The sequence below is a fragment of the Heliomarina sp. genome (assembly GCF_052826185.1).
Window position 1 is genome coordinate 503,115 of the sequence record NZ_JBRBUI010000045.1, and the last position, 23,884, is coordinate 526,998.

Sequence of the window (23,884 nt, forward strand, 5' to 3'; positions counted from 1 at the left end):
AAAGGGCGAGCAGTGCCTTGGAACGTGTCATTCGGTAACGGATTGGATTGCCCATGGCCCTCTGGGTGTCAATCGAAAGGCCGGGATTTCGCCCCGATTTCGAGAGTGGTGTGGTTTTGCAACGGCGGCTTGAGAGCGGTCCGCGCGCAAAACGGAAAAGCCCCCACGCTGTTCCGGCGCGGGGGCAATTTGTTTAGGTTTCTCAGATGCTTCAGAACAGGAAGTCGTTCGCTGCCAGTTCGGACATCGTGATGCCGTCGATGGTGATCGAATTGCCGTTTCCATCCTCGATCACGGCGCTGCCGTTGACGTCCGAGATATGGTTGTTCATCAGGTCGTCGAAAGACTCGATGGCGCCGATTTTCTTGAGGACGATCTTTTCCCCCTTATTATCGGTTTCGAAATCCTTGATCTTGTCGTTGCCGAACTTGCCCTTGAAGATGAACTTGTCCGCGCCCCGATCACCCCAGAGATTGTCCTTCCCCTTGCCGCCGTCGATCTTGTCGCGGCCGATGCCGCCATAGATCTTGTCGCGACCGCCAAGGCCCTTGATCACGTCATTGCCGTCACCGGCTTCGATTTCGTTCTTTGCGTTCGATCCGATCAGCTTGTCCTTGTAGATCGTGCCACGGACGTCTTCGAAATTGGACAGCTTGTCGCGGTCGCCGAACCCGTCGATGGCAAAGCCTTTCTTGAGATTGACCTTGACGCCATCGGTGCCGCCGTAACGTTCGTCACGGTCATAGCGCACCTCGTCGTGCTTGCCCTTGCCGCCATCCATATCGTCGCGGCCCTTGACCCCGCGCATGATGTCGTTGCCGTCGCTGCCGATCAGTTCGTCATCATACATCGATCCGCGCAGCATCTCGATGCTGTTCAGCGTATCGCTAAAGCCCCAGCCATCGACCGCCAGCCCGGTCTTGAGGTTGGCGTATACGCCTGCCGGATCGTCGATATGGAACGCGACCTGATCCCAGCCTGCGCCACCATTGTAGGTGTCGGCGCCTTTGCTCGACACGAAGTAATCGTCGCCAATGCCGCCGTTCAGAGTGTCGTTGCCGTCCGTTCCACCCATTTCGTCGTCCTCGGTCGAGGAGACGTTGTCGAACTCGGTCCATGCGATGTTGGTATCTGACGCGAAAATACCGGAGGGCAGTTTTATATCTTGGATGGAGGCGTCGAACGCTTCCCAATCCGCGCCCGAACTCAGGTTCGAGGGGAGAGGCGTGCCGTCGAGGACGTAATAGGTCAGAACGTCGCTATTGTTGCCGGACTCCCATTCAAGACCAAGAATGGTGGTTACGCCGCCGCTCCAGGTGACCCTTGCCATCAACGCGTCGATTTCGCCACCGTTCAACTGGTCCAGCGGCACGCCACCGATAGAACCGAAAATCAGGTCGTCTTCGATTTCGACCATCGGCGCGCCGTCGTCGAGGCCTAGGTATTTATAGGAAAATCCGGCAGAGTTGTCTGGCACGACAACGGTCAATTCCGTTGTGGATACCGATACCGGATCGCGGTCTTCAACATCCACGCGGATGCCTTGGATTGTGTATGTCGTCATCTCTAAATCTGTCTCCCAGAATGTCCCTGCGGCAGGTATAGTTGAGAACGACAGCAAATTAATACTTACAAGACCAAAAATCCCGGATTGTTACGTGTTTGCACAGCGCAAGCAGCAACTATTCCTGCGCATCAGCAAGACAATTTCTAGCCCGGAAATAATCCCCTGCGCACGTCAGACTGTTTCGACGCGCCAAGAAAGCGGAAAACCTGGATCAAATACCGTGACAGGCCCATCATTCGTGTCGATCTGTTTGGGATAGGTGACCGATTCGCCTTTCCGAAGTGTTAAGCTCTCCTCGTTCACGGGCAGGCCGTAAAAGCCCGGACCGTTCAGCGAGGTGAAGCCTTCAAGGCGGTCAAGCGCGCCTTCTTCCTCAAAGACATGGGCGAGGATCGACATGGTGTTCGTCGCGGTGAAACACCCGGCGCAGCCGCAGGGCAGCAGCTTGTTCGCATCGGTATGCGGCGCGCTGTCGGTGCCAAGAAAGAACCGCTCCTCGCCGCTGGTGGCGGCGGCGCGCAGCGCCAGCCGGTGGCTTTCGCGCTTGGCGACGGGCAGGCAGTAGTAATGCGGCTTGATCCCCCCGGCGAGGATATGGTTGCGGTTGATCACAAGGTGATGCGTGGTGATCGTCGCGCCCAGATCGTCGCCCTGCGCGCGGGCGTACTCCACCGCGTCCGAGGTGGTGATATGTTCCATGACGACGCGCAGGCCCGGCGTCGCGCGCCGGATCGGGTCGAGCACGCGGTCGATGAATACCGCCTCGCGGTCGAAGATATCGACATCCGACGCCGTGACCTCGCCATGCACGCAAAGCGGCAGGCCGATCTCGGCCATCTTTTCCAGCACCGGGCGCACCCGGTCGAAATGGCTCACGCCGCTGGCGGAATTGGTCGTCGCGCCGGCGGGGTAGAGCTTTACCGCCTTGACCAGACCGCTGGCATGGGCCGCGGCCACGTCCTCGGGGTCGGTGTCCTCGGCGAGGTAGAGCGTCATCAGCGGTTCGAACGCCGTGCCCTCGGGCAGGGCGGCAAGGATGCGGTCGCGATAGGCGCTTGCCTGTGCGCCAGTGACAACCGGCGGCACGAGGTTCGGCATGATGATCGCACGCGCGAAATGACGGGCGGTTTCGGGAAGAACCGCGCGCAGCATGTCGCCGTCGCGCAGATGCAGATGCCAGTCGTCAGGACGGCGCAGGGTCAGAGTATCGCTCATGGTCGCGCTGCTAGCACAGCCCGAAGGGCTGCGCCAGTTCGCTTGGCGCTAGAGGCCGTTGGGCGGGGCGCGGAATTCGCCTTCCTCGGCGGCTTTTTCAAGCTGGTCCAGCCGGCGGCGGAATTTCGGGGCGTTCATCCGCGATGTCACGTTCCGGCAGAGCAGCATGTTGAGATAGGGCCGGTCCTCGGCATCGAGATGACCCATCAGGTTGCGCAGGTAGGTCGCGTTCTGCCGCCGGGTCCTGAACAGCCGGGCGAATCCGCGCGGTGTCAGCTTGCCGATGCCCGCCAGCGACAGCACGGGGTAGAGCATTTCCATCTCGATCATCTGCGTCTGAAGCGCCGCGCCCACATGCGGCATCCGCAACCGCGTGACATTCGGGCGCTGGAACAGTGAGGCATGCATCGCGTCCAGCTCCTGACGCGGATCGTAGATCACGAAAGCCTCATGCGCCGCGTCGAGCATATCCGGCGCATAGCCGTAGCGGTCGGTGAAAGAGGTGCGCCGCATCTCGACAAAGCGCGGATCCCATTCAGTCATCCGCGCATCCAGCGTCGCCTGCGGCTGAACGACGACGACGCGCGATCCCGGCGCGGCCACGGAAAACGCCGCCGCGGCGTAGCCGCAGGGACCAGCGCCGTAAAATAGCACGCGGTCGAACTGCTCGAAAAAACCGTCATCGATCAGCTCGTCGAAATAGGCATAGACCTCGGGGTCGCGGAACCATGTGTCACCGCTAGAAATCAGCCCCAGATGCGACCAGCCCCGGGCGCGGACCATGTCGAAACCAAAGGGCTGGGCGTTGGGCGAAAGCGACCGGATTCCCTGCACCGTTTCAAAGGTCACAAGCAATGTCTTGCGGTTGCCGATCAGGGTCGCGAAATGGCGCTCTCCCAGCGGGCGGTAACTGCCCATTTCCTCGGCCAGTTCGGCCAGCCGCACCCTCCAGGTGCGGGCATCCAGCCCGGTCATCGGCGTGTCGAAATTGTTGGTATTATCTTGCATTTAATGGTTCCCAGCGGCCCGGTTTTGTTAGCCGGGCCTTGGGGTTATGGCCAGAAAATGCTGAAAATTACCCTTCTGTGGCGTTACAATCAGCCATCGCTGCCGGCTTTGTTTCCATCCGCGCTATTTGCGCGGTTTCTGCCGCGTTTTGCAAAGCGCGAAAGCATGCGCGCGGTATGCGGTGTCAGGGGTTGCGACGGCGGTGTCATCAGCAGCCGCGCAAAGAGCGCGCGCATCGGTTCCCGTTCCATCAGGATGCGGAACCGGTCATGCCGCCATTGCACCGCCGCCTCGTGCAGATCGCGCAGGCCGGGGATATCGAACAGCTCTGTGCGAAGCGCCTCGGCCGGCGCTTTCAGGGCGAGGATGCTGTCGTCGGTGTCGGTGTTGAAATTCCGGTCGACCCAGTAATCGGCCCCAAGCGGATCCTCGGCGTGAACCGCGCGGCCCCGGTCGGCCTTGAGTACGAAGCCCTCCATCGAGCCGAGCGGGTAGTGGTTGAGCTGCGCCAGCTTGTACATGGGCTGCCCGTAGTTCGAGAACAGGCGGCGCGTCTTGAAATGGCGCGGCAGCTCCCGGCCATGCGCGTCGAACCAGCGCGCCTCGTGCATCCGGGTCTCGTCTGGGTTCCGCGGCCTGTGCACGCCCAGTTTCCGGTAGATCCCGTTGTTGCGGTAAAGCGTCTTGAACATGGCCGAGCGCCACGGCCAGTACATGATCTCGGGGGCACAAAGCCTGAAGGTCTCGGTCACCGGCGCATCCGTGTAACTGGCGATGCCGCCATTGCCGAAAAGCCGCCATGTCAGGGTGATCGCCGTCGCCTCGGGCAGGGCGTCGATCAGGGCGGGCAGGGTGTGATCGCCCACATGCACATTCACGAACTCGTCGATGTCGAGCGTCACGATCCAGTCGGCCCCGGCGACGATATCGAAGTTTTCCGCCATCTTGAGCGCGGTGAACTGCACGCCGCGCTTGTCATAGGGGCCGTCGTTGCGCACATGGGTCAGCCAGCCCGCCTCGTCCATCAGGTCAAGCATGTCATCGCTGCCGTCCTGACAATTGTTCGAGAAGACGAGGAAATCCGTCACGCCCGCCGCCCGGTGATGGGCCAGCCATTCCACAAGAAAGGCGGCCTCGTTTCGGATCGTCAGAACAGCAAGTATCTTCAAGGCGTGGCTCTCCCCCGGCGCCGCCATCAGCTTTCCATGTCCAAAGCCAGCGCATAGGCCGCACGTTCCGTTTCCGTCAACCGGATCTTTACCGCCTGTTCGAGAAGCACGCGAAATTCCGGCTCCTGTCGCAGGGCCTGGGCCTTGGCGCGATGCCATGCCACCCCGTCCTCGTGGGCCTGCCGCAAGCGGTCGTCGGCCAGCAGGCGGTCGTATTCGGTACGCAGGCGCGGCAGGTTGCGCTGGATCGTGACGTCGCGGTGATCGCACCAGTCCATGCGGATCCAGTAGTTGAGCCCGATCGAGCGGTCGACATGCAGCGCGCGGCCACGCTGGCGTTTGATCAGAAAACTGTCCGCACTGCGCAGCGCGTAATGGTTCACCTGGATCAGGTCATAGCCGACGGAGGCGCGCGAATTGCGCCAGCCCCGGTCGCGCGCCTCATCCGTCATATCCTGACCCGAGCCATTGACCCAGCGCACCCGGTCACGAAACGTCTCGTCCAGCTTGTTCGGGCGATGGCACGAGATCTTTCCGTAGGCCCCGATATTGCGAAACATCGTCTTGAAGCCCCAGACCGTATGCGGCTTGGGGCAGTATTTCGGCGCCGCCCGGTCGAACTGTTCGATGACGAACCGATCGTCAAAGGCCGTCACGCCGTTATGGCCGAACAGCCGCCATGTCATCGCGACATTCGTCGCCCCCGGCACCAGCGCAAAGAAATCATCCAACGTGCCGTTGCCGCAGCGCACGTTGATGAACTCATCCACGTCGATATGGATGATCCATTCGGCTCTTTCGATCAGCGGCTCTTTCAGCGACCGGTTAAGCGCGTATTGCTGCGGCGATTTTCCCTTCCAGTCATCGTTCAGCCGGTGCTGCACGACCCCCATCTCCTGCAACCGGCCAAGGATTTCATCCGTCCCGTCCTCGCAGCCATTGGTATAGATCAGGAAGTTATCCACCCCGATGGCGCGGTGATAGGCGATCCATTCGAGGATATAGGGGGCTTCGTTCTTCATGCAGCCGACGATGACCCGGCCCGTGGATCCGGCGGGAAGATCGCGGGGAGGCGGCATGTCATAGGGCAGGGCGGTCAATTCTTCGTCCACCGATCCGATCCGGTTGTGCGGTCGAAAGGGCGATTTTCCGAGGCTCGCGAATTTCTCGCGCGCTTTCGGCGGCAGGATCGGGTTCGGAGCCGCCGGTTGCGCAGCGGCCGGTTCGACCCGGCGCGGCGCGCGCATGGCCCGGTCGATGCGCCACATGAAAGCCAGCAGGTATTGCGAGGCGCGAAAACCGAAATCCGGATCGGCCTCCTGCCATTCGGGGCCCGCTTCGGGGGGCGAAAGCGCCGTTGCCAGCTGCGGATGCTCCGCCACTATCGCCGTGTTGTCTGCCGCAAAGCGGTCGGCCACGGGAAACAGGCTGCCCGGATTTAGTGCTGGGCCATCCACGGCGATCTCTTCCAGCATCCCGTGCCAGACATCGGCAGGTATCGGTTGGCCGCGTCGAGCGACCACCTGCCAGAGAAGCCCGTTCAATTGCCGCGCCCGCGCCAGCGAGGCCGCCGCCGAGGCCGGGGCAGGCTGTCCCGCCGTGGGGTCCAGCGAGACACCGATCAAATCCTCGATCTCTCCGGCCGCATCACTGGGGCGGGGCCGTATTTCAACGGCACCTTTGCCAAACCCCGTCTCCCAAAACGCGAGAAAGGCGCGGTAATCCAGCCAGAAAGGCAGGGCCTTGGCCCGCTCTTTCGCGCCGTCTCCAGCGCTCGCAAGGCAGGCTTGCCACCAATCCGGCTGCTCGCACAGGCTAATCTCGCGCGTCAGCGGCGCCACCCGCCCAGCCATTACCTGTGCTTCATAGACACCAGCCAGCGCCCGTGACTGGTGATCTAGATGGGCCACGATCCGCAGCTCGCCCCCGATCCGCTCCAGTCCCTCGCGCAGATGCCGCAATTGGTCGGGGTTATGCAGCGTCGAACCAAGTCGCGACGCGCTCAGCACCAGAAAATCCGGCGCCTTCTCTCTATTGAGAATGCGGGGCGCTGCGCCCTTCACCAGCGCCGTGAGGATCTTTGCCTGATCCTCCGGCTCGGGATACCAGATCCCACTCTCACGCAGAACGTCGCGAGATTGGCCGAGCACCGCCTCAAGCGGCGCAAGCACCCGTTCCTCCGGCCCGATCAGCAGTAGGATACGCATCAACCAGCGCCCCGGACAGTCGCGCCACTCACGCGACGATCCCCAGATCGCGCAGCAGCTCTTCTTCCTGCGGCGGCAGCATCGGCGCGCCCAGCAGTTGTGCCCGCATTTTCTGATAGCCCGGCTGCGTTATCAGTTCCGCACAACGCGCTCGATGCCGCGCCACTGCCTGCGCATGCAACGCACCGATCTCGGGGTCGCTTTTCATCTCGGCCAGCAGCGCCTCGAGCCGGGGCAGCATCCGGCGGATGCTGTCGTCGCGCCAGGCCGGGTCGTTGCGCTCGCGCCAATAGCGGTCGTCGAACGCACGGTTTTCGCGGTTCACATCGCCCCGGTCGTTCTTGACGAGATAGCTGTCGAGACTGCGCAGCGCATAATGGTTCAGTGTCGCAAATTCCCGCGCCCCGCGCGCCGGAAAGCGCCGGATCCGTCGCGGGTTCGCCGCCACGAGAAACCGGTGCGGCACCGCACGCCCCGAACCATCCACCCAAGTGGGGCGTGCATCGCCGCGCGCGAACGGCCGGTGCGCCCCGTAATACTTCAGAGGAAAATCCTTCCGAACCAGTGTCTTGACCTCGATCGCCATCTCGCCGCACCAGATATCCGGGTTATGCGAGCGGCTGAATTGCGCGATTACGGGCTTGTCCTCGAATGCCTCCACCCCATCATTGGCAAAAAACTGGAAGTTCACCGAAATCGCCTGCGCCGCACCACAGGCCGCGATCAGCGCCGGAATCGTGTGATCGCCCACATGGATGTTCAGGAACTCGTCCACATCGGCGATCCACACCCAGTCCGACCGCGCGGCACGCCCGGACTCCTTGGCATGTTTCAGCGCCTCCATCTGGTAATTGCGGCCCTTGGCCGGGTTTGGCAGATGGGTCAGTCCACCCTTTACCGCCAGAGCATCAAGCAACTCGGCAGTGCCATCGCTGCAATCGTTCGAATAAATCAGGAAGTCGGTGACGCCGATCAGTCGGTGATAGGCGATCCACTCCAAAAGGAACGGCCCCTCGTCCTTGACACAGGTGATGGCGGTGATCGTAAGATCGCCTCTGGCCTCGCCGCTGTTCATTCTGCCCCTGTTGCCCGTGGTGTCCACATGGCTGCGCCTGGCGCAATTTTCTTGCCGATTCATGACATTTGCCGTCCGTTGCGTCAATAACGCGGGCCTCATCGCCGGCCCGGCACATATCGCCGCTGTTGACCTCTGCGATGGTTCATGGCCTCCTGACCCGATCACGGGGAGGCAACATGAAATTTCCAGACTCCATCGACGCGGTACAGACCATGCTGGCCGGACAGGACTATATCTGCGGTCGCGCCCTTGCGACGGTCGTGTTCCTGTCGCTGAAACTGGGCCGCCCGCTCTTTCTCGAAGGCGAGGCAGGCGTGGGCAAGACCGAGATCGCCAAGGCGCTCGCCGCCGGTCTCGACCGCCGTCTGATCCGGTTGCAATGTTACGAAGGTCTCGATGCCGCAAGCGCGGTCTATGAATGGAACTTCCCCGCCCAGATGGTGGCGATCCGCACCGCCGAGGCCAGCGGCACCGCCGACCGCAAGGCGCTTCAGGAGGAACTCTTCAGCGATGAATTCCTCACCGAACGTCCGCTGCTCGACGCCATGCGCCCCGATCCGCGCGGCGCCCCGATCCTGCTCATCGACGAGCTCGACCGCACCGATGAACCGTTTGAGGCCTTCCTGCTCGAAGCCCTCTCCGATTTCCAGGTCACCATTCCCGAAATCGGCACGATCAAGGCCCCCGAACCGCCCATCGTCATCCTCACCTCCAACCGCACCCGCGAAGTCCATGACGCGCTGAAACGCCGCTGCCTCTACCATTGGGTCGACTACCCGGATTTCGACCGCGAACTGGACATCCTCAGGGCCCGCGCCCCCGAAGCCGCCGAAACCCTCAGTCGCGAAATCATCGCATTCGTGCAGGAATTGCGGACCGAGGACCTCTTCAAGAAACCCGGCGTCGCGGAAACCATCGACTGGGCGAAATGCCTGCTCGCCCTCGACGTGATCAATCTCAGCCCCGAACTGATCTCGGACACGCTGGGCGCGATCCTCAAATATCAGGACGACATCCGCAAACTGCAGGGCTCCGAGGCCAAACGCATTCTCGATCAGGCTCGCGCCTCGCTCGCCCCGGCCTGATGGTTCTTTGGGTTAAAAATATCCCGGGGGACCGCGCAAAGCGCGGGGGGGCAGAGCCCCCTATATCCGATCCGGCATGACCGAATACATCCCCCTCGATCTGCCGGACAACCCGAAACTGGCGCAGAACATCCTCCATTTCGCCCGCGCGCTGCGAAAGGCGGGGCTGCCGGTCGGGCCGGGGCGGGTGATCGACGCGATCCGCGCGGTCGAGGCGGCGGGCTTTACCGAAAAGGCGGACTTCTACTGGGTGCTGCACGCCTGTTTCGTGTCGCGCCCGGAACATCGTCTCGTCTTTGCGCAGGTGTTCCGGCTCTACTGGCGCGATCCGCGCTATCTCGAACACATGATGGCGATGATGCTGCCCGCGATCCGGGGGGTGCAGGAGGAGCGCACCGCCGACGCGGCGGAGAAACGCGCAGCCGAAGCGCTGCTCGACGGGCAGGGGCCGGAACCGCCCGACAGCGACGAAGCCGCCGAAGACGAGATCCTGATCGAGATCGACGCGAGCCAGACCATGTCCGGCGAGGAACGCCTGCGCAGCCTCGACTTCGAACAGATGAGCACCGAGGAAATCGCCGAGGCCAAACGGATGCTCGCCCGGTTGACCCTGCCGGTCAAACCGATCCTGTCGCGACGTTTGCAGGCCGCGCCACTCGGCCCCCGGATCGACTGGCGTGGCACCTTGCGCAATTCCCTGCGGCAGGGCGGCGAATTCCGCACGCTCGCGCGGCGCGAACCGCGACCGCGCTGGCCCAACCTCGTCGCGCTCTGCGATATCTCGGGCTCGATGAGCCAGTATTCCCGGCTGATCCTGCATTTCCTGCATGCGGTCGCCAATAATCGCGGGGCGGGCTGGTCGCGGGTGCACGCCTTCACCTTTGGCACAAGGCTCACCAACATCACCCGTCACCTTCACACCCGCGACGTGGACGCGGCGCTGAAATCCGCCGGGGCCGATGCGCAGGACTGGGAGGGCGGCACGCGCATCGGCGCTTGCCTGCATGAATTCAACCGCGACTGGTCGCGTCGGGTGATGGGGCAGGGCGCCGTCGTGCTGCTGATCACCGACGGGCTCGACCGGGGCGACCCCGAAGCGCTGGCTCGCGAAACCGAACGGTTGCACCTTTCGGCGCGGCGGCTGATCTGGCTCAATCCGCTGTTGCGCTGGGATGGCTTCGCGCCAAAGGCCCGCGGCATCGCGGCGATGCTGCCCCATGTGGACAGTTTTCGCGCGGGCCATTCCATCGCATCGCTCGAAGAACTGGCCGCCCAGATATCTCGCAGCGCAGATCACGGGGAAAAACAACGTCTTATGGATCTTCTCGACTCCTGATCGCACGCTTAAAGCGGGCATTTACTTGATTGTGATGCAACCCAACGCCGTCCGTTGCGTTTACCGACACGTCGAAAGTTTAGTTTGTACAAGGACGAGTATGATGAAACAGGTTTTGAAATCCACGACGGCGCTGCTGATCGCCGGATCCCTTGCCATGCCGCACGCGCTCTATGCGCAGGGCGACGCCGATCCCAAGTTGGAAAAGGCCGAACAGCAAGAGCGTCTTGAAAATCAGGCCGAAGCCCAGAAGGCCGCCGAAAAGGCCGAGCGTAAAGCGGAACGTAAGGCAGAGCGGAAAGCTGAACGTCAGGCGGAACGCGAAGCCGAGGCCGAAAAGGCCGCTGCTGACGCCATTGCCGCACAGGAAGCAACCGCTGAAACGGAGCAGGCTGTAGAGACCGAGCAACAGCAGGCCGCAGACGCAAATCAGCAAAATGCCGACACGACCGAAGCGACCACGGAGATGACTGCCGAGGAACGCAAAGCGGAACGTCAGGCAGAGCGCAAGGCCGAGCGTAAAGCAGAGCGCAAAGCCGAACGTCAGGCAGAACGCGCCGCCGATCAGGATGCGGCGCCGGAAATGGATAGTCAGGCACAGGCCGATGCCGCCGCCGAGATCCAGACCGAAACCGCTGCCGCCAGCAGCGAAGGCGAAGGCAATGTCACTACGCGCCGGATCGAAAAAGGCGATGTGCGCAGCTCGAGCCAGGAATTCAACACCACGGCCAATCAGGTCGTCGAAGACGACGATGACGGCATCTCGGACCTTGGCAAGATTGCCATCCTCGGCGCCGGCGCACTGGCAATCAGCCAGCTGCTCAAGAACAACGACAAGGTCGTGACCAATTCCGGTGACCGTGCTGTTGTTCAGGGCGACAACGGCCTGCGCGTCATCAAGGACGATGACGTTCTCTTGCAGCGTCCCGGCAGCGAACTGCGCACCGAGACCTTCAACGATGGCTCCACCCGCAACTACGTGACGAACGCGGATGGCAGCCAGGTTGTGACGATCCGTGCCGCAGACGGGCGTGTGCTGCGCCGCACGCGTATCCTGCCCGATGGGCGCGAAGTCACGCTCTTCGACGACACCCGCCAAGTGGAGTCGGTTCAGGTCAGCGAACTGCCGACCTATCGCGGCGATTCCGTCTATTACAACAACAACGTAAGCCGCAACGACCTGCAACTTGCGATGCAGGCCACGCAGAGCGACCAAATCGAGCGCCGCTTTTCACTGTCGCAGATCCGGAACATTGATGCGGTGCGTCGTCTGGTACCCGAGATCGAAGTCGATAATGTGAACTTTGAAACCGGCTCGTCGGTGATCCGCCCGGATCAGGCGCAGGACCTCGCCGCGCTGGGCGCCGCCATGCGTGATGCGATCCAGAAGAACCCTGCTGACGTCTTCCTGATCGAAGGCCATACCGACGCGGTCGGCACTGCCGGGTTGAACCTTGCGCTGTCCGACCGTCGCGCGGAAACCGTCGCGCTGGCACTCACCGAGTATTTCGACGTGCCGCCGGAAAACCTCGTGGTGCAGGGCTATGGTGAATCCGACCTCAAGGTGCCAACGGCAACCGCCGAAAGCGCCAACCGCCGGGTTGCGGTGCGTCGGATCACCCCGCTGCTGAACTAAGCATTCGCGCCTTAGCGCGTGATCAGGGCCGATCGCTGTTGCCAGCGGTCGGCCATTTTGCTTTCTAGTCCCTGCGCACCCATATCGGATTTGTCCGACGCGTGCTGCACAGGGGGTGTACAGGTGGTGTACGGATATCACCTGCCCAGAAGGAGACACCGATGGATCGTTTCGACAATATTCCGGAAACCGCCCTGAACTGGTTTCGCGACGGCTCCGGCGCGGCGCTGGCGACCGTGGTCGAGACCTGGGGCAGCGCCCCGCGCCGCGTTGGCGCACAGCTTGTGGTCGGCGGCGGCGGGCAGATCGAAGGTTCGGTCTCGGGCGGCTGTGTCGAAGGCGCGGTGATCGTCGAGGCGCTCGAGGCGATCGAGGACGGCAAGCATCGCGTGCTAGAATTCGGGGTGAGCGATGACGATGCCTTTGCCGTCGGACTTGCCTGTGGCGGCACGATCCGCGTACTGGTCGAACCCGTCGGCGCGGCGTTGCCCGAGTCGATTTTGGCCGAACTGGTCGAGGCGCGGTCGGGGCGGGAAAGTCTTGCCTACGAGGTGAACATCAACAGTGGCGCTCGCCGCATCGTCCGCGACGGCTATGCGAACCGGCTGCGCATGGACCGATCCGGTTTCGAGGAAGATGGCGAGACTTTCGTCGCCGTTCACAACCCGCCGCTGCGGCTGATCGTGGTCGGGGCTGTGCATATCGCGCAGGCGCTGGTGCCGATGGCTCAGATCGCGGGCTATGACCCGGCGGTGATCGACCCGCGTGAAACCTTCGCCTCCGAAGCGCGCTTTCCGGGTGTGACCCTGCGCCGCGACTGGCCGGACGAAGCGTTGGCCGAACTGGGGCTCGACGCCCGCACCGCGCTTGTTCTGCTGACCCATGACCCGAAACTTGATGACCCGGCGCTGATCGCGGCGCTGCGTTCGGACGTATTCTACATCGGCGCGCTCGGTTCGACCCGCACACATGCCAAGCGGGTAGAACGGATGAAGGCCGAGGGGATGACGGATGAGCACATCGCCCGCATACACGGCCCCATCGGGCTTGATATCGGGGCGGCCGGCCCGTCGGAAATCGCAGTTGCGGTGCTGGCTCAGATGACACAGGTGCTGCGCAAGGGATGAAATTCGGTGTGATCCCCACCGAAAAGGCGCAGGGTCACGTCCTTGCGCATTCTGTGCAACTGGCCAGCGGGCGGCTGCGCAAAGGCAAGCTGCTAGCTAAGCAGGATTTGGCGGCGCTGCTGGCCGAGGGCTGGTACGAAATCACTGTCGCGCAGCTTGAACCCGGCGATATCGGCGAGGATGCTTCGGCCCTGCGGCTGGCGCATGCGCTGGTGCCCGACCCGGCAGGGGCCGGGGTGCATCTGAGCGAACCTTTCACCGGGCGGGTCAACCTGCTGGCCAACCACCCCGGCGTGGCAGTGATCGACGCGGCGCGGGTGAATGCGGTCAACGCGGTGCAGCCGATGATCACGCTTGCCACGGTCCCGCGCTGGCAACGTATGGACGCGGGCGGTATGGTGGCGACGGTCAAGATCATCTCTTACGCCGTTCCTGAAAGCGATCTGCAAGCTGCCTGCGCCGAGGCGCTGGGCGCGGTGCACATTGCGCCGGTGGCCTTGAAAACGGCCGTGCTGATTGAAACGCTGGTCTCGCGCGATGCGGGCGACAAGGGTTGGCGGATGATGCAGGCGCGTATGGAGCGGATGGGCGTGACCCTGTCACCGCGCCGCACTGTGCCCCATGCGACCGATGCCCTTGCGGCGGCGATTGCCGAAACCACCGAAGACCTTGTTCTGATCCTCACCGGTTCGGCCACCTCCGACCCGCATGACATCGCGCCCGAGGCGCTGCGCGCCGCCGGTGGCACGATGACCCGGTTCGGCATGCCCGTCGATCCCGGCAACCTGTTGTTTCTGGGGCATCTCGGTGCCGACAGCGGCGAACGCCCGGTGATCGGCCTGCCGGGCAGCGCACGCTCGCCGGCGCTGAGCGGCATCGACTGGGTGATTGAGCGAACGCTCTGCGGGCTGGAGGTCACCAGCGCCGGAATCGCGGCGATGGGGGTAGGCGGCCTGCTCAAGGAAATCCCGACCCGTCCCCAGCCGAGGTCGGGCAAGACCCAAGGGTGATGCCAGGTCGGTCAGCACCGACCGCGAACCGCCATTAGACCAAAGGCGCAGAAAATTTCGGTTCTCAATCCTTTGGCCTCGTGTTTAACTAATTGATAAGCACTTAATCCCGAGGGAGGATCTGAATGACATCTGTGAAAATGACGGTGAACGGAAAATCCGTTTCCGGCGAGGTCGAGGGCCGCACTCTGCTGGTCAGCTTCCTGCGCGAACAGGCCGGTCTGACCGGAACCCATGTGGGCTGCGACACCTCGCAATGTGGTGCCTGTCTTGTGCATGTGAATGGCGACGCGGTGAAATCCTGCACCATGCTCGCGCTCGAAGCGGAAGGGGCCGAGGTGGCCACCATCGAAGGTCAGGCCAATGCGGATGGCTCGCTCAACGTGATCCAGCAGGCGTTTCAGGATCATCACGGGCTGCAATGCGGATTCTGCACGCCGGGCATGGTGATGAGCGCGGCGGCGCTGCTCAAGGAAAACCCCAAGCCAAGCGAAACCGAGATCCGTGAGTACCTGCAGGGCAATATCTGCCGCTGCACCGGCTATCACAACATCGTCAAGGCAGTCCTCGCGGCGTCCGGTCAGGATGTCGGCGCCATTGCCGCGGAATAAGATCGCAGTCTTGCCCTGAGGGGCTGACCGCCAACAGACCTGCCGACCCCTTTGGAGGACACCTGACAAGAGGTGGAAGGGAAGGCGGGGCAGCAATCATCGGTGCGCCAAAGATGTGCACCATCCAGGGAGGAGTTTACCCATGCCAAAGGACAGCGGCATCGGCGCCAGCAGCAAGCGGCGCGAAGACGTGCGGTTTTTGACCGGAGCCGGGAACTATACTGACGACATCAACATTCGTGGGCAGGCCCATGTCTACTTTCTGCGCTCGGACGTGGCGCATGGAAAGATCAACGGCATAGATACCAGCGCCGCCGAGGCCATGCCCGGCGTGGTGCGGATCTTTACCGGCAAGGATTTCGAAGGTATTGGCGGTTTGCCCTGCGGCTGGCAGGTGACCGACCGTCACGGTGAAGTCATGCAGGAGCCGCCGCACCCGGTGCTGGCACAGGGCAAGGTGCGCCATGTGGGCGATCCGATTGCCGCCGTGGTGGCCGACACCGCCGAGCAGGCCCGCGACGCGGCCGAGGCGATCGAGGTCGATCTCGAGGAACTGCCCGCCGTCATCAACATGAAAGAGGCGCTCAAGGAAGGCGCCACCAAGGTGCATGACGACCTGACGTCGAACCTTTGCTATGACTGGGGTTTCGTCGAGGAAAACAAGGTCGCGGTCGAGGAAGCCATCCAGAACGCGGCCCATGTGACCACGCTTGAACTGGTCAACAACCGGCTGGTGGCCAACCCAATGGAGCCGCGCGTCGCCGTGGGCGATTTCGAACGCGGCACCGGCAATTCGACGCTTTATACCACCTCGCAGAACCCGCATGTGATCCGCCTGCTCATGGGCGCTTTCGTGCTGGGCATCCCCGAGCACAAGCTGCGCGTAGTCGCCCCCGATGTGGGCGGCGGTTTCGGCACCAAGATTTTCCACTATGCCGAAGAGGCGTTCTGTACCTTTGCCGCCAAGGCGATCAACCGACCCGTGAAATGGACAAGCTCGCGGTCCGAGGCGTTCATCTCGGATGCGCATGGGCGCGATCACGTGACCAAGATTGAACTGGCGCTGGATGCGGATAACAACTTTACCGCCATCCGGACCGAGACCCACGCCAACATGGGCGCGTATCTGTCGACCTTTGCGCCAAGCGTGCCCACATGGCTGCACGGGGTGCTGATGGCGGGGAATTACAAGACGCCGAACATCTATGTGAACGTGAAAGCGGTGTTCACGAACACGGTGCCGGTGGATGCCTATCGCGGCGCCGGACGGCCCGAGGCGACCTATCAGCTGGAACGTGTGATCGACAAGGCGGCGCGCGAGCTTGGGGTCGATCCAATCGCGCTGCGTCGGCAGAATTTCATCACCGAGTTCCCGTATGACACGCCTGTCGCAGTGACCTACGACACTGGCGACTACGGCGCGACGATGGACAAGCTCGAAGAGATGGCTGACATCGCGGGCTTTGCCGAGCGGCGCAAGCAAAGCGAAGCCAAGGGCAAGCTGCGCGGTCTGGGCATCAACTGCTATATCGAGGCCTGCGGCATCGCGCCGTCGAACCTTGTCGGGCAGCTTGGCGCGCGCGCGGGCTTGTATGAATCGGCCACCGTTCGGGTGAACGCGACCGGCGGGCTTGTGGTGATGACCGGCTCGCACAGCCACGGACAAGGGCATGAGACGGCCTTTCCGCAGGTGATCGCCGATATGATCGGTATCGATGAAAGCATGGTCGAGATCGTGCATGGCGATACGGCCAATACGCCGATGGGCATGGGCACTTATGGCTCGCGTTCGCTCGCCGTTGGCGGGTCGGCCATGGTGCGCGCCGCAGAAAAGGTCATCAACAAGGCCAAGAAGATCGCGGCCCACCTGATGGAAGCCTCGGACGCGGATATCGAGCTGAAAGACGGGGCGTTCAGCGTGGCGGGCACGGATAAATCCGTGGCCTGGGGCGATGTGTGCCTCGCGGCCTATGTTCCGCATAACTACCCGCTTGAAGATCTCGAGCCGGGGCTGGAGGAAACCGCCTTTTACGATCCGAGCAACTTTACCTACCCCTCGGGCGCCTATGCCTGCGAGGTCGAGGTCGATCCGGACACCGGCAAGGTGACCATCGAGCGGATGATGGCGGCAGATGATTTCGGAAACGTGGTCAATCCGATGATCGTGTCGGGACAGGTCCATGGGGGTCTCGCGCAGGGAATCGGGCAGGCGCTGCTTGAGAACTGCGTCTATGACGAAAACGGGCAGCTGCTCTCGGCGAGCTATATGGATTACGCCATGCCGCGTGCGGCGGACCTGCCGAATTTCGAGGTGGATCATTCCTGCGCCACGCCCTGTACCCATAACCCGCTGGGGGTGAAAGGCTGCGGCGAGGCCGGGGCCATCGGGTCACCCCCGTCAGTCGTCAACGCGGTGATTGACGCGCTGAACTCGGGCGGTAAGGATGTGCCTCATATCGACATGCCCATGTCGCCCGCCCGGGTCTGGGCCGCGATGAACGGCGCGGCCGCGACGGGGCACGGAACGGCAGAGGGGCGTTCGCTCGGCGGGGCGTCGAGCTGAGGGAAAGCGGCGGAGCCGGGGGCCAGCCCCCGGACCCCCGGAGTATTTGGAGCAAGAGGAAAACGGGAAAGATCCCGGTTTTTCAAGGAGCGAACGGATGTATAATTTCGAGTTTGAGCAGCCCACGACGGTCGCGGATGCGGTCAAGGCGCTGTCCGAAGAGGATGCGCAGGCGCTGGGCGGCGGTCAGACACTGCTGCCGACGATGAAGCAGCGCCTTGCGATGCCGTCGAAGCTGGTGAGCCTGACGGCGATCGACGAGATCAAGGGCGTGAAGAAGGATGGCGATCAGCTGGTCATCGGCGGCGGCACCACCCATGGGACGGTGGCACGCGAGGCATCGGCGGATTACCCGGGCTTGGCCGGACTTGCGTCGAAGATCGGTGACCCGGCGGTGCGCAATCGCGGCACCATGGGCGGAAGCCTTGCCAATAATGACCCTTCGGCATGTTACCCGGCGGCATTGCTGGCGTCTGGCGGGACGGTGGTGACCGACCGGCGCGAGATCGCGGCGGATGACTATTTCCAGGGCATGTTCACCACGGCGCTGGAAGAGGGCGAGATCATCACGGCGGTGAAGCTCCCGATCCCGGAGAAGTCAAATTATCAGAAGTTCGAGCAGCCCGCGTCGCGTTTCCCGCTGGTCGGGGTGTTTGTCGCGAAATACGCCGGTGGCGTGCGGGTCGCTGTGACCGGGGCCTCGAATGAAGGCGTCTTTCGCTGGACGGAGGCGGAAGAGGCGCTGTCGGGCGATTTCTCGGCATCGGCGCTGGAGGGCTTGAGCGCCTCGGCAGAGGGGATGATTTCGGACATTCACGGATCGTCCGAATACCGGGCCCATCTGATCGGTGTGATGACCAAGCGCGCGGTGACGGCTGCGGCCTGAGGGGGCGGGGCACAGGGCCCCGGTTTCCCGAGACAATAAAAAAAGCCCCGTGAAAACGGGGCTTTTTCTTTGAATGGGTATCCGGTTCAGCCCTTATTGGGCATCGGGCCGATCAGCATGATCATCTGGCGGCCTTCCATCTTTGGGAAGTTTTCCACCTTGCCGATTTCCTTGGTGTCTTCGGCGACGCGTTCCAGCAGCTCGCGGCCAAGGTTCTGGTGCGCCATCTCGCGGCCTCGGAAACGCAGGGTGATCTTTACCTTGTCACCGTTTTCCAGAAACTTGAACACGTTGCGCATTTTAACTTCGTAGTCATGCGTATCGGTGTTGGGACGGAACTTGACCTCTTTGACCTCGATGATCTTCTGCTTCTTGCGGGCCTCGGCCTCGCGTTTCTGGGTCTCGTACTTGAACTTGCCGAAATCCATGATCTTGCAGACGGGCGGGGTCGCGTTCGGCGAGATCTCGACAAGGTCGAGGCCGGCTTCTTCGGCCATCTGCATCGCACGTTCGGGGGTCACGACGCCTACATTGTCGCCATCAGCGCCGATCAGGCGGATTTCGTTTGCACGGATCTTTTCGTTGACGCGCGGGCCGGTTTCTCTGGTCGGGGGCGCGTTATGAGGTCTGCGGGCTATGGAATCGGTCCTTTGATCGTTGTAATTAATGAAGTGCAAACCTAATCTTAGGCGTGTTCCGGTTCAAGTCGCAAATCCGGTGAAAAGCCTGCGGAGATGCAAATCTTGCAGGTTAAACCCGCATCACTCCCAGAATTCGCGCATCCGCGTCACCTAACGCATTTCGGTGCGACTAGGTTCCATTTTATTTTGAACCTGCCGCGTTTCCGGGTATTTTACATGACGTGCCGGAGTCTGGAAAAGATTCGGTGCATTTCATTTCAAGAGTTCAAGAGTGCGGGTGTTCGAGGATGCTAGGGATAAGTCTTTTCCGCGATGTTTCAGAAAAGGCGCTTGGAGTCGTCGGGGCGCTGGCCTTTCTTGTCCTTCTGGTCGGATGGGGAATGGATATCGACTGGCTGGTGCGGTTGCGCTCGGATGCGCATGCGATGGTCCCAAGTACGAGTGTCTGTTTCATTATCGCCTGCGGTGCGGCGTACCTGCTTTCGGGAAAAGCCGCGTACCGCCGGGTGCTGGGCATGTTCCTGCTGGGCGCGGTGGCGGCCATTGTCGGGATGAATATCCTTCTGGGCACCTTATTGCATGGCGTGAAGCTCGAAGAGTTGTTCGGCGTGAATGTCGGTCTTGATGACCGGATGGCCATAGGCACCTCGCTTGGCTTTCTTCTGCTGTGTTTTCGGCTGGCGACATGGCAGAGCGGATCGGATTTCAGCTTTGTCGCCGCAATCTTGGGTGTGATTGTTTCAGGGGGCCTCTTCTTTCTGCTGCTCGCGGATGCGCGCGCCTTTGACACGCTGCCGCTGTTCCGTGAAACCTCCCTTCCGACCTTGTTCTTCTTTACGCTGGTTTTCATCGGAACGCTGGGACCGGGATATCGGGACTGGTCCGCCTGAGCGGCTTTAACTGACCGAATTAGACACGAAAAAGGCGACCCAGGGGGTCGCCTTTTTCGTTCGGAAATGAGCGCAGGAATTACCCGACAAAGGCCTTTTCGACAACGTATTCCTTGGGATCGGAATTGGCGCCTTCACGCAGGCCAAAACCTTCGAGCACGTCCTTCATATCCTTGTTGAAATCGAGGCTGCCGCAAACCATGCCCCGATCGGTTTCGGGGTTGATGGGGTCGATTCCCAGATCCGTAAACACGGTGCCATCGCGCAGCAGATTGGTGATGCGGCCCATCTTGGGGCTCTGCTCGCGGGTGGTAGTCGGGTAGTACTTGACCTTGTCGCCGACCAGCTCGCCGATCAGCGGATCTTTCTTGAGGCTTTCGACCAATTCACGGCCATAGTCGAGCTCTGCCACGTCGCGGCAGGTATGGGTCATGATGATCTGGTCGTATTTCTCATAGGTTTCCGGCTCGCGCAGGAGCGAGGCGAAGGGCGCGAAACCGGTGCCGGTGGCAAAGAACCAAAGCCTCTTGCCGGGCAGCAGCGCGTCATGCACCAGCGTGCCCACGGGTTTCGGACGCAGGATGATCTGGTCGCCGGGCTGGATGTGCTGAAGCTTGGAGGTCAACGGGCCGTCCTGCACCTTGATCGAATAAAACTCCAGCTCGTCGTCCCAGGCGGGAGAGGCGATGGAATAGGCGCGCAGCAGTGGCTTCTGCTTGCCGGACTTGGGATCCGGATCGCCCATCAACCCGATCATCACGAATTCGCCCGAGCGAAAGCGCAACGAGGCCGGGCGCGTCACGCGGAACGAAAAGAGCCGGTCGGTCCAGTGCTTGACCGAAGTTACGGTCTGGGCGTCGGGGAGGGTGGGCGTCTTGACGGGAGTGGCTTCGGTCACGGTATCGGTCACAGGTCTCATTTCGGTCATAGGCGAATACCGGCCCCGGGGACCGGCTCCTTTTTCCAGTAAGCGTTGAAAGGGGGGAAGGAAAGGGGCGTTTAGCCGCGCAGCCTTGCCTGATAGTCGTGTTGCTTCCAATTTGCGCGGGCGAGCCACTGATCTTCCGGTTGACGGGCAGCCAGGGCTTCGTCGATCTCGACCTCGTCGAAACCGGACCGGCGCGCCATTGCGTATTGATCGGCGATCACGTGGCCCTTGGCCCGCAGCCGCCCGGTAAAACCCATCAGCCGCAGCCGACGGGCGATGGTGAACCCGCGTCCGTCGGCAAAGCTCGGGAAATCCACGCGGATCATCTCGACGTGATCCAGCAGGGGGCCTAGCTCCGTCACATCCGCATCCGAGGGCAGGTCGAGCCCGCGCGCCTCGTTCGGGCGTTCCTCGGCGGTGGCAAAGCCGCCCTTCCAATCGTCGGACGTGAATCCGGTGTCTTTTACGATAAAGCTCATGATGTCGCTCCTGTTCGCACCATCTTGCCATTCACAAAATGGATGCCGCATTCTTCCTTGTCCTGATCGCGCCAGCGCCCGGCACGCGGGTCTTCGCCGGGCTTCACCGGCGAGGTGCAGGGTGCGCAGCCGATTGAGGGATAGCCCTTGGCCACCAGCGGGTGACGCGGCAGGCGGTTTTCTTCCATGTAGTTTCGCACGTCCTCGGGCGCCCAGTGCGCCAGCGGGTTGACCTTGATCCGGCCCGTGCCCTCCTCGATCTCGAAAAAATCGAGCGCGGCGCGGGTGCCGGACTGGAACCGTTTGCGCCCGGTGATCCAGCCGTCGAATTCCGCGAGCGCGTTGTTCAGCGGCACGGTTTTCCGCAGGGCGCAGCAGGCATCCGTATCGCGCTGGTGCAACGTGTTGTCCGGGTCATGCTTTGCAATATCCGCCGCACGGATGATGCGCACGTTTTTCAGCCCCAGACGCTCGCTCACCTCGGACTGGTAGACCAGCGTTTCGGTAAACAGCATCTCGGTGTCGATGAACAGCACCGGCACTTTGCGGTCGATCACGGCGGCCATGTGCAACAGCACGACGGATTCCGCGCCAAAGCTCGACACCAGCGCGATATGGCCAGCATCGCGCATGGCACCCTTCATCACCTCGGTCGCGCTGTGATGGCGGAACCGGGCGTTCAGCGCCGCGACGCGCTCGGCCAGTGCGGGATCGACCGGTGCGTCGGACGACTTGTCCAAGGGGGGGATCATCGGGCGATCAAGCGGCATCGGCCCGGGCCTCGGGGTAGAGCGCGGCCTTGAAGGGCGCGGCCCCCAACCGGCGGTAGGCGTCGAGAAAGGTTTCCTCGCGGCTGTCGCGCAGGTCGAGATAGCCAAGCACCAGCCGTTCGATGGCAGGCACGATCTCGTCGGCCGAAAAACCCGGACCGGCGCGTTCGCCGATGGTCGCGTCCTCGGTGCCGTCACCGCCCAGCGTGATCTGGTAGTTTTCCACGCCCGCGCGGTCGAGCCCGAGAATGCCGATATGGCCCACGTGGTGGTGGCCGCAGGCATTGATGCAGCCCGAGATCTTGATCTTGAGCGGGCCGACATCGTGCTCCAGCTTGAGTTCGTCGAAACGGGTTGCGATTTCCTGCGCGATCGGGATCGACCGGGCCGTGGCCAGCGCGCAGTAGTCCATGCCGGGGCAGGCGATGATATCCGAGATCAGCCCGATATTCGCAGTCGCCAGCCCGTGCTTTTTCAGCGTCGCGTGCAGAGCGGGCAGATCCGATTTGTGGACATGCGGCAGGATCACGTTCTGCTCATGGCTGATGCGCAGCTCGTCATGGCCGTATTGCTCGGCCAGATCCGCCATCACGCGCATCTGCTCGGCCGTCGCGTCGCCGGGGGTCTTGCCGTGCGCCTTGAGGCTGATCGAAACAATCGCATAGCCCGGCGCCTTGTGCGCGAAAAGGTTGGTATCGGCCCAGGCACGAAACACGGGGTCGGAACCGTGCGCGACGTCGTAGACATCGGTCGAGGCGGTGCGGAAATCCGGATTGGCAAAGGCCGCCTCGAACTTGGCAAGCAACACCTGATCGATACCGCTGAAGCGCGCGCGACGGGCGGGGAATTCGGCCTCGACCAGTTCGCGGATCTTTTCGATCCCGTTTTCATGCACGGTGATCTTGATGCGCGCCTTGTACTTGTTATCGCGGCGGCCAAGCTGGTTATAAACCGCAAGCACGGATTCCAGGTAGGGCAGCAGATCCTCTTGCGAGAGGAATTCGCGGATCACCTTGCCGATCATCGGCGTCCGGCCCAGACCGCCACCGACGATCACTTCATAACCCGGCTGACCGTTTCGGCGCACCATGCGCAGCCCGATGTCATGGGCGCGGGTCACGGCGCGGTCATGCTCGGCCCCGGTCACGGCGATCTTGAACTTGCGGCCCAGGAACTGGAATTCCGGGTGATCGGTCGACCATTGGCGGATCAGCTCGGCCACCGGGCGCGGGTCGGCGATTTCATCGCCCACGGCCCCGGCGAAATGGTCCGCCGTCACGTTGCGGATCGTGTTGCCGCTGGTCTGGATCGCGTGCAGGCCAACCTCGGCGAGCGCGTCGAGCATATCTGGAATGTCGCGCAGCTGCGGCCAGTTATACTGGATGTTCTGGCGGGTGGTGAAGTGGCCATAACCCTTGTCCCACTTCTCCGCCAGCAGCGCGAGCTGGCGCATCTGCGCCGAGTTCAGCGTGCCATAGGGGATCGCCACGCGCAGCATATAGGCGTGCAATTGCAGGTAGACGCCGTTCATCAGGCGCAGCGGCTTGAATTCGTCCTCGGTCAGCGAGCCGTCGATGCGGCGCTCGACCTGCGCGCGGAATTGGGCGTTGCGTTCCGCAAGGAAATCACGGTCGAAATCGGTGTATTGATACATGGTCGTTCCTTTCGCCAGCCCCGC

Annotated in this window: 19 protein-coding genes and 1 pseudogene; 9 read left to right on the top strand and 11 right to left on the bottom strand. The window is 62.4% G+C overall.

The features are described from left to right. Positions 1-211: 211 nt before the first annotated feature. From ACU0FH_RS14705 to ACU0FH_RS14730, 6 genes are all read right to left on the bottom strand, one after another. Positions 212-1,564: a calcium-binding protein gene (locus ACU0FH_RS14705; RefSeq protein ID WP_446195398.1), complete on the bottom strand. Its 1,353-nt coding sequence runs from the start codon at positions 1,562-1,564 to the stop codon at positions 212-214. A 174-nt stretch (positions 1,565-1,738) separates the two neighbouring features. Then, positions 1,739-2,782 (bottom strand): dihydroorotase, encoded by a 1,044-nt coding sequence (gene pyrC / locus ACU0FH_RS14710; protein ID WP_446195399.1) that lies wholly within the window; start codon positions 2,780-2,782, stop codon positions 1,739-1,741. A gap of 48 nt (positions 2,783-2,830) precedes the next feature. Further along, the gene (locus ACU0FH_RS14715; protein ID WP_446195400.1) at positions 2,831-3,790 is read right to left on the bottom strand and encodes a phosphoadenosine phosphosulfate reductase; all 960 of its coding nucleotides are present in this window, start codon (positions 3,788-3,790) and stop codon (positions 2,831-2,833) included. Between the two features lie 89 nt (positions 3,791-3,879). Then, positions 3,880-4,959: a glycosyltransferase family 2 protein gene (locus ACU0FH_RS14720; RefSeq protein WP_446195401.1), complete on the bottom strand. Its 1,080-nt coding sequence runs from the start codon at positions 4,957-4,959 to the stop codon at positions 3,880-3,882. A 26-nt stretch (positions 4,960-4,985) separates the two neighbouring features. Beyond that, positions 4,986-7,166 carry a glycosyltransferase family 2 protein gene (locus tag ACU0FH_RS14725; RefSeq protein WP_446195402.1) on the bottom strand — a complete coding sequence of 727 codons (2,181 nt, stop codon included), beginning with the start codon at positions 7,164-7,166 and terminating at the stop codon, positions 4,986-4,988. Between the two features lie 28 nt (positions 7,167-7,194). Further along, positions 7,195-8,241, bottom strand: coding sequence for a glycosyltransferase family 2 protein (locus ACU0FH_RS14730; protein WP_446195404.1), 1,047 nt, complete (start codon positions 8,239-8,241; stop codon positions 7,195-7,197). Between the two features lie 179 nt (positions 8,242-8,420). Here ACU0FH_RS14730 and ACU0FH_RS14735 point away from each other — a divergent pair, with 179 nt between their 5' ends. From ACU0FH_RS14735 to ACU0FH_RS14770, 8 genes and pseudogenes are all read left to right on the top strand, one after another. Continuing rightward, positions 8,421-9,329, top strand: a complete 909-nt coding sequence (locus ACU0FH_RS14735; protein ID WP_446195405.1) for an AAA family ATPase — start codon at positions 8,421-8,423, stop codon at positions 9,327-9,329. 76 nt (positions 9,330-9,405) lie between these two features. Continuing rightward, positions 9,406-10,665 carry a vWA domain-containing protein gene (locus ACU0FH_RS14740; RefSeq protein ID WP_446195407.1) on the top strand — a complete coding sequence of 420 codons (1,260 nt, stop codon included), beginning with the start codon at positions 9,406-9,408 and terminating at the stop codon, positions 10,663-10,665. Positions 10,666-10,768: 103 nt separating this feature from the next. After that, positions 10,769-12,301 (top strand): OmpA family protein, encoded by a 1,533-nt coding sequence (locus ACU0FH_RS14745; RefSeq protein ID WP_446195408.1) that lies wholly within the window; start codon positions 10,769-10,771, stop codon positions 12,299-12,301. Positions 12,302-12,462: 161 nt separating this feature from the next. Continuing rightward, positions 12,463-13,428, top strand: coding sequence for an XdhC family protein (locus ACU0FH_RS14750; RefSeq protein WP_446195410.1), 966 nt, complete (start codon positions 12,463-12,465; stop codon positions 13,426-13,428). Further along, complete coding sequence (locus tag ACU0FH_RS14755) at positions 13,425-14,438, top strand: molybdopterin-binding protein (protein WP_446195411.1); 1,014 nt, start codon at positions 13,425-13,427, stop codon at positions 14,436-14,438. The genes ACU0FH_RS14750 and ACU0FH_RS14755 overlap by 4 nt, the downstream gene beginning before the upstream one ends. Before the next feature lie 125 nt (positions 14,439-14,563). Beyond that, positions 14,564-15,049 (top strand): (2Fe-2S)-binding protein, encoded by a 486-nt coding sequence (locus ACU0FH_RS14760; protein WP_088635132.1) that lies wholly within the window; start codon positions 14,564-14,566, stop codon positions 15,047-15,049. 142 nt (positions 15,050-15,191) lie between these two features. Continuing rightward, positions 15,192-17,552, top strand: a pseudogene (locus ACU0FH_RS14765) (xanthine dehydrogenase family protein molybdopterin-binding subunit); the annotation flags it as partial. Between the two features lie 157 nt (positions 17,553-17,709). Further along, a complete protein-coding gene (locus tag ACU0FH_RS14770; RefSeq protein WP_238369064.1) occupies positions 17,710-18,498 on the top strand; it encodes an FAD binding domain-containing protein in 789 nt (262 codons plus the stop codon). Between the two features lie 86 nt (positions 18,499-18,584). Here the strand turns inward: ACU0FH_RS14770 and infC are convergent, their stop codons facing one another. Then, positions 18,585-19,175 carry a translation initiation factor IF-3 gene (gene infC, locus ACU0FH_RS14775; protein ID WP_238369063.1) on the bottom strand — a complete coding sequence of 197 codons (591 nt, stop codon included), beginning with the start codon at positions 19,173-19,175 and terminating at the stop codon, positions 18,585-18,587. 251 nt (positions 19,176-19,426) lie between these two features. Here infC and ACU0FH_RS14780 point away from each other — a divergent pair, with 251 nt between their 5' ends. Then, entirely contained in the window at positions 19,427-20,029 is a 603-nt protein-coding gene (locus tag ACU0FH_RS14780; RefSeq protein WP_446195412.1) for a hypothetical protein, read from the top strand. A gap of 79 nt (positions 20,030-20,108) precedes the next feature. Here ACU0FH_RS14780 and ACU0FH_RS14785 read toward each other — a convergent pair whose 3' ends face one another. From ACU0FH_RS14785 to ACU0FH_RS14800, 4 genes are all read right to left on the bottom strand, one after another. Beyond that, positions 20,109-20,957, bottom strand: coding sequence for a ferredoxin--NADP reductase (locus ACU0FH_RS14785; protein ID WP_446195413.1), 849 nt, complete (start codon positions 20,955-20,957; stop codon positions 20,109-20,111). 71 nt (positions 20,958-21,028) lie between these two features. Continuing rightward, positions 21,029-21,436: a DUF934 domain-containing protein gene (locus tag ACU0FH_RS14790; RefSeq protein ID WP_446195414.1), complete on the bottom strand. Its 408-nt coding sequence runs from the start codon at positions 21,434-21,436 to the stop codon at positions 21,029-21,031. Next, entirely contained in the window at positions 21,433-22,188 is a 756-nt protein-coding gene (locus tag ACU0FH_RS14795) for a phosphoadenylyl-sulfate reductase (RefSeq protein ID WP_446195618.1), read from the bottom strand. The genes ACU0FH_RS14790 and ACU0FH_RS14795 overlap by 4 nt, the downstream gene beginning before the upstream one ends. Positions 22,189-22,195: 7 nt before the next feature. Further along, on the bottom strand, positions 22,196-23,860 hold the full coding sequence (locus tag ACU0FH_RS14800) for a nitrite/sulfite reductase (RefSeq protein WP_446195415.1): 1,665 nt from the start codon (positions 23,858-23,860) through the stop codon (positions 22,196-22,198). Between the last annotated feature and the right edge of the window lie 24 nt (positions 23,861-23,884).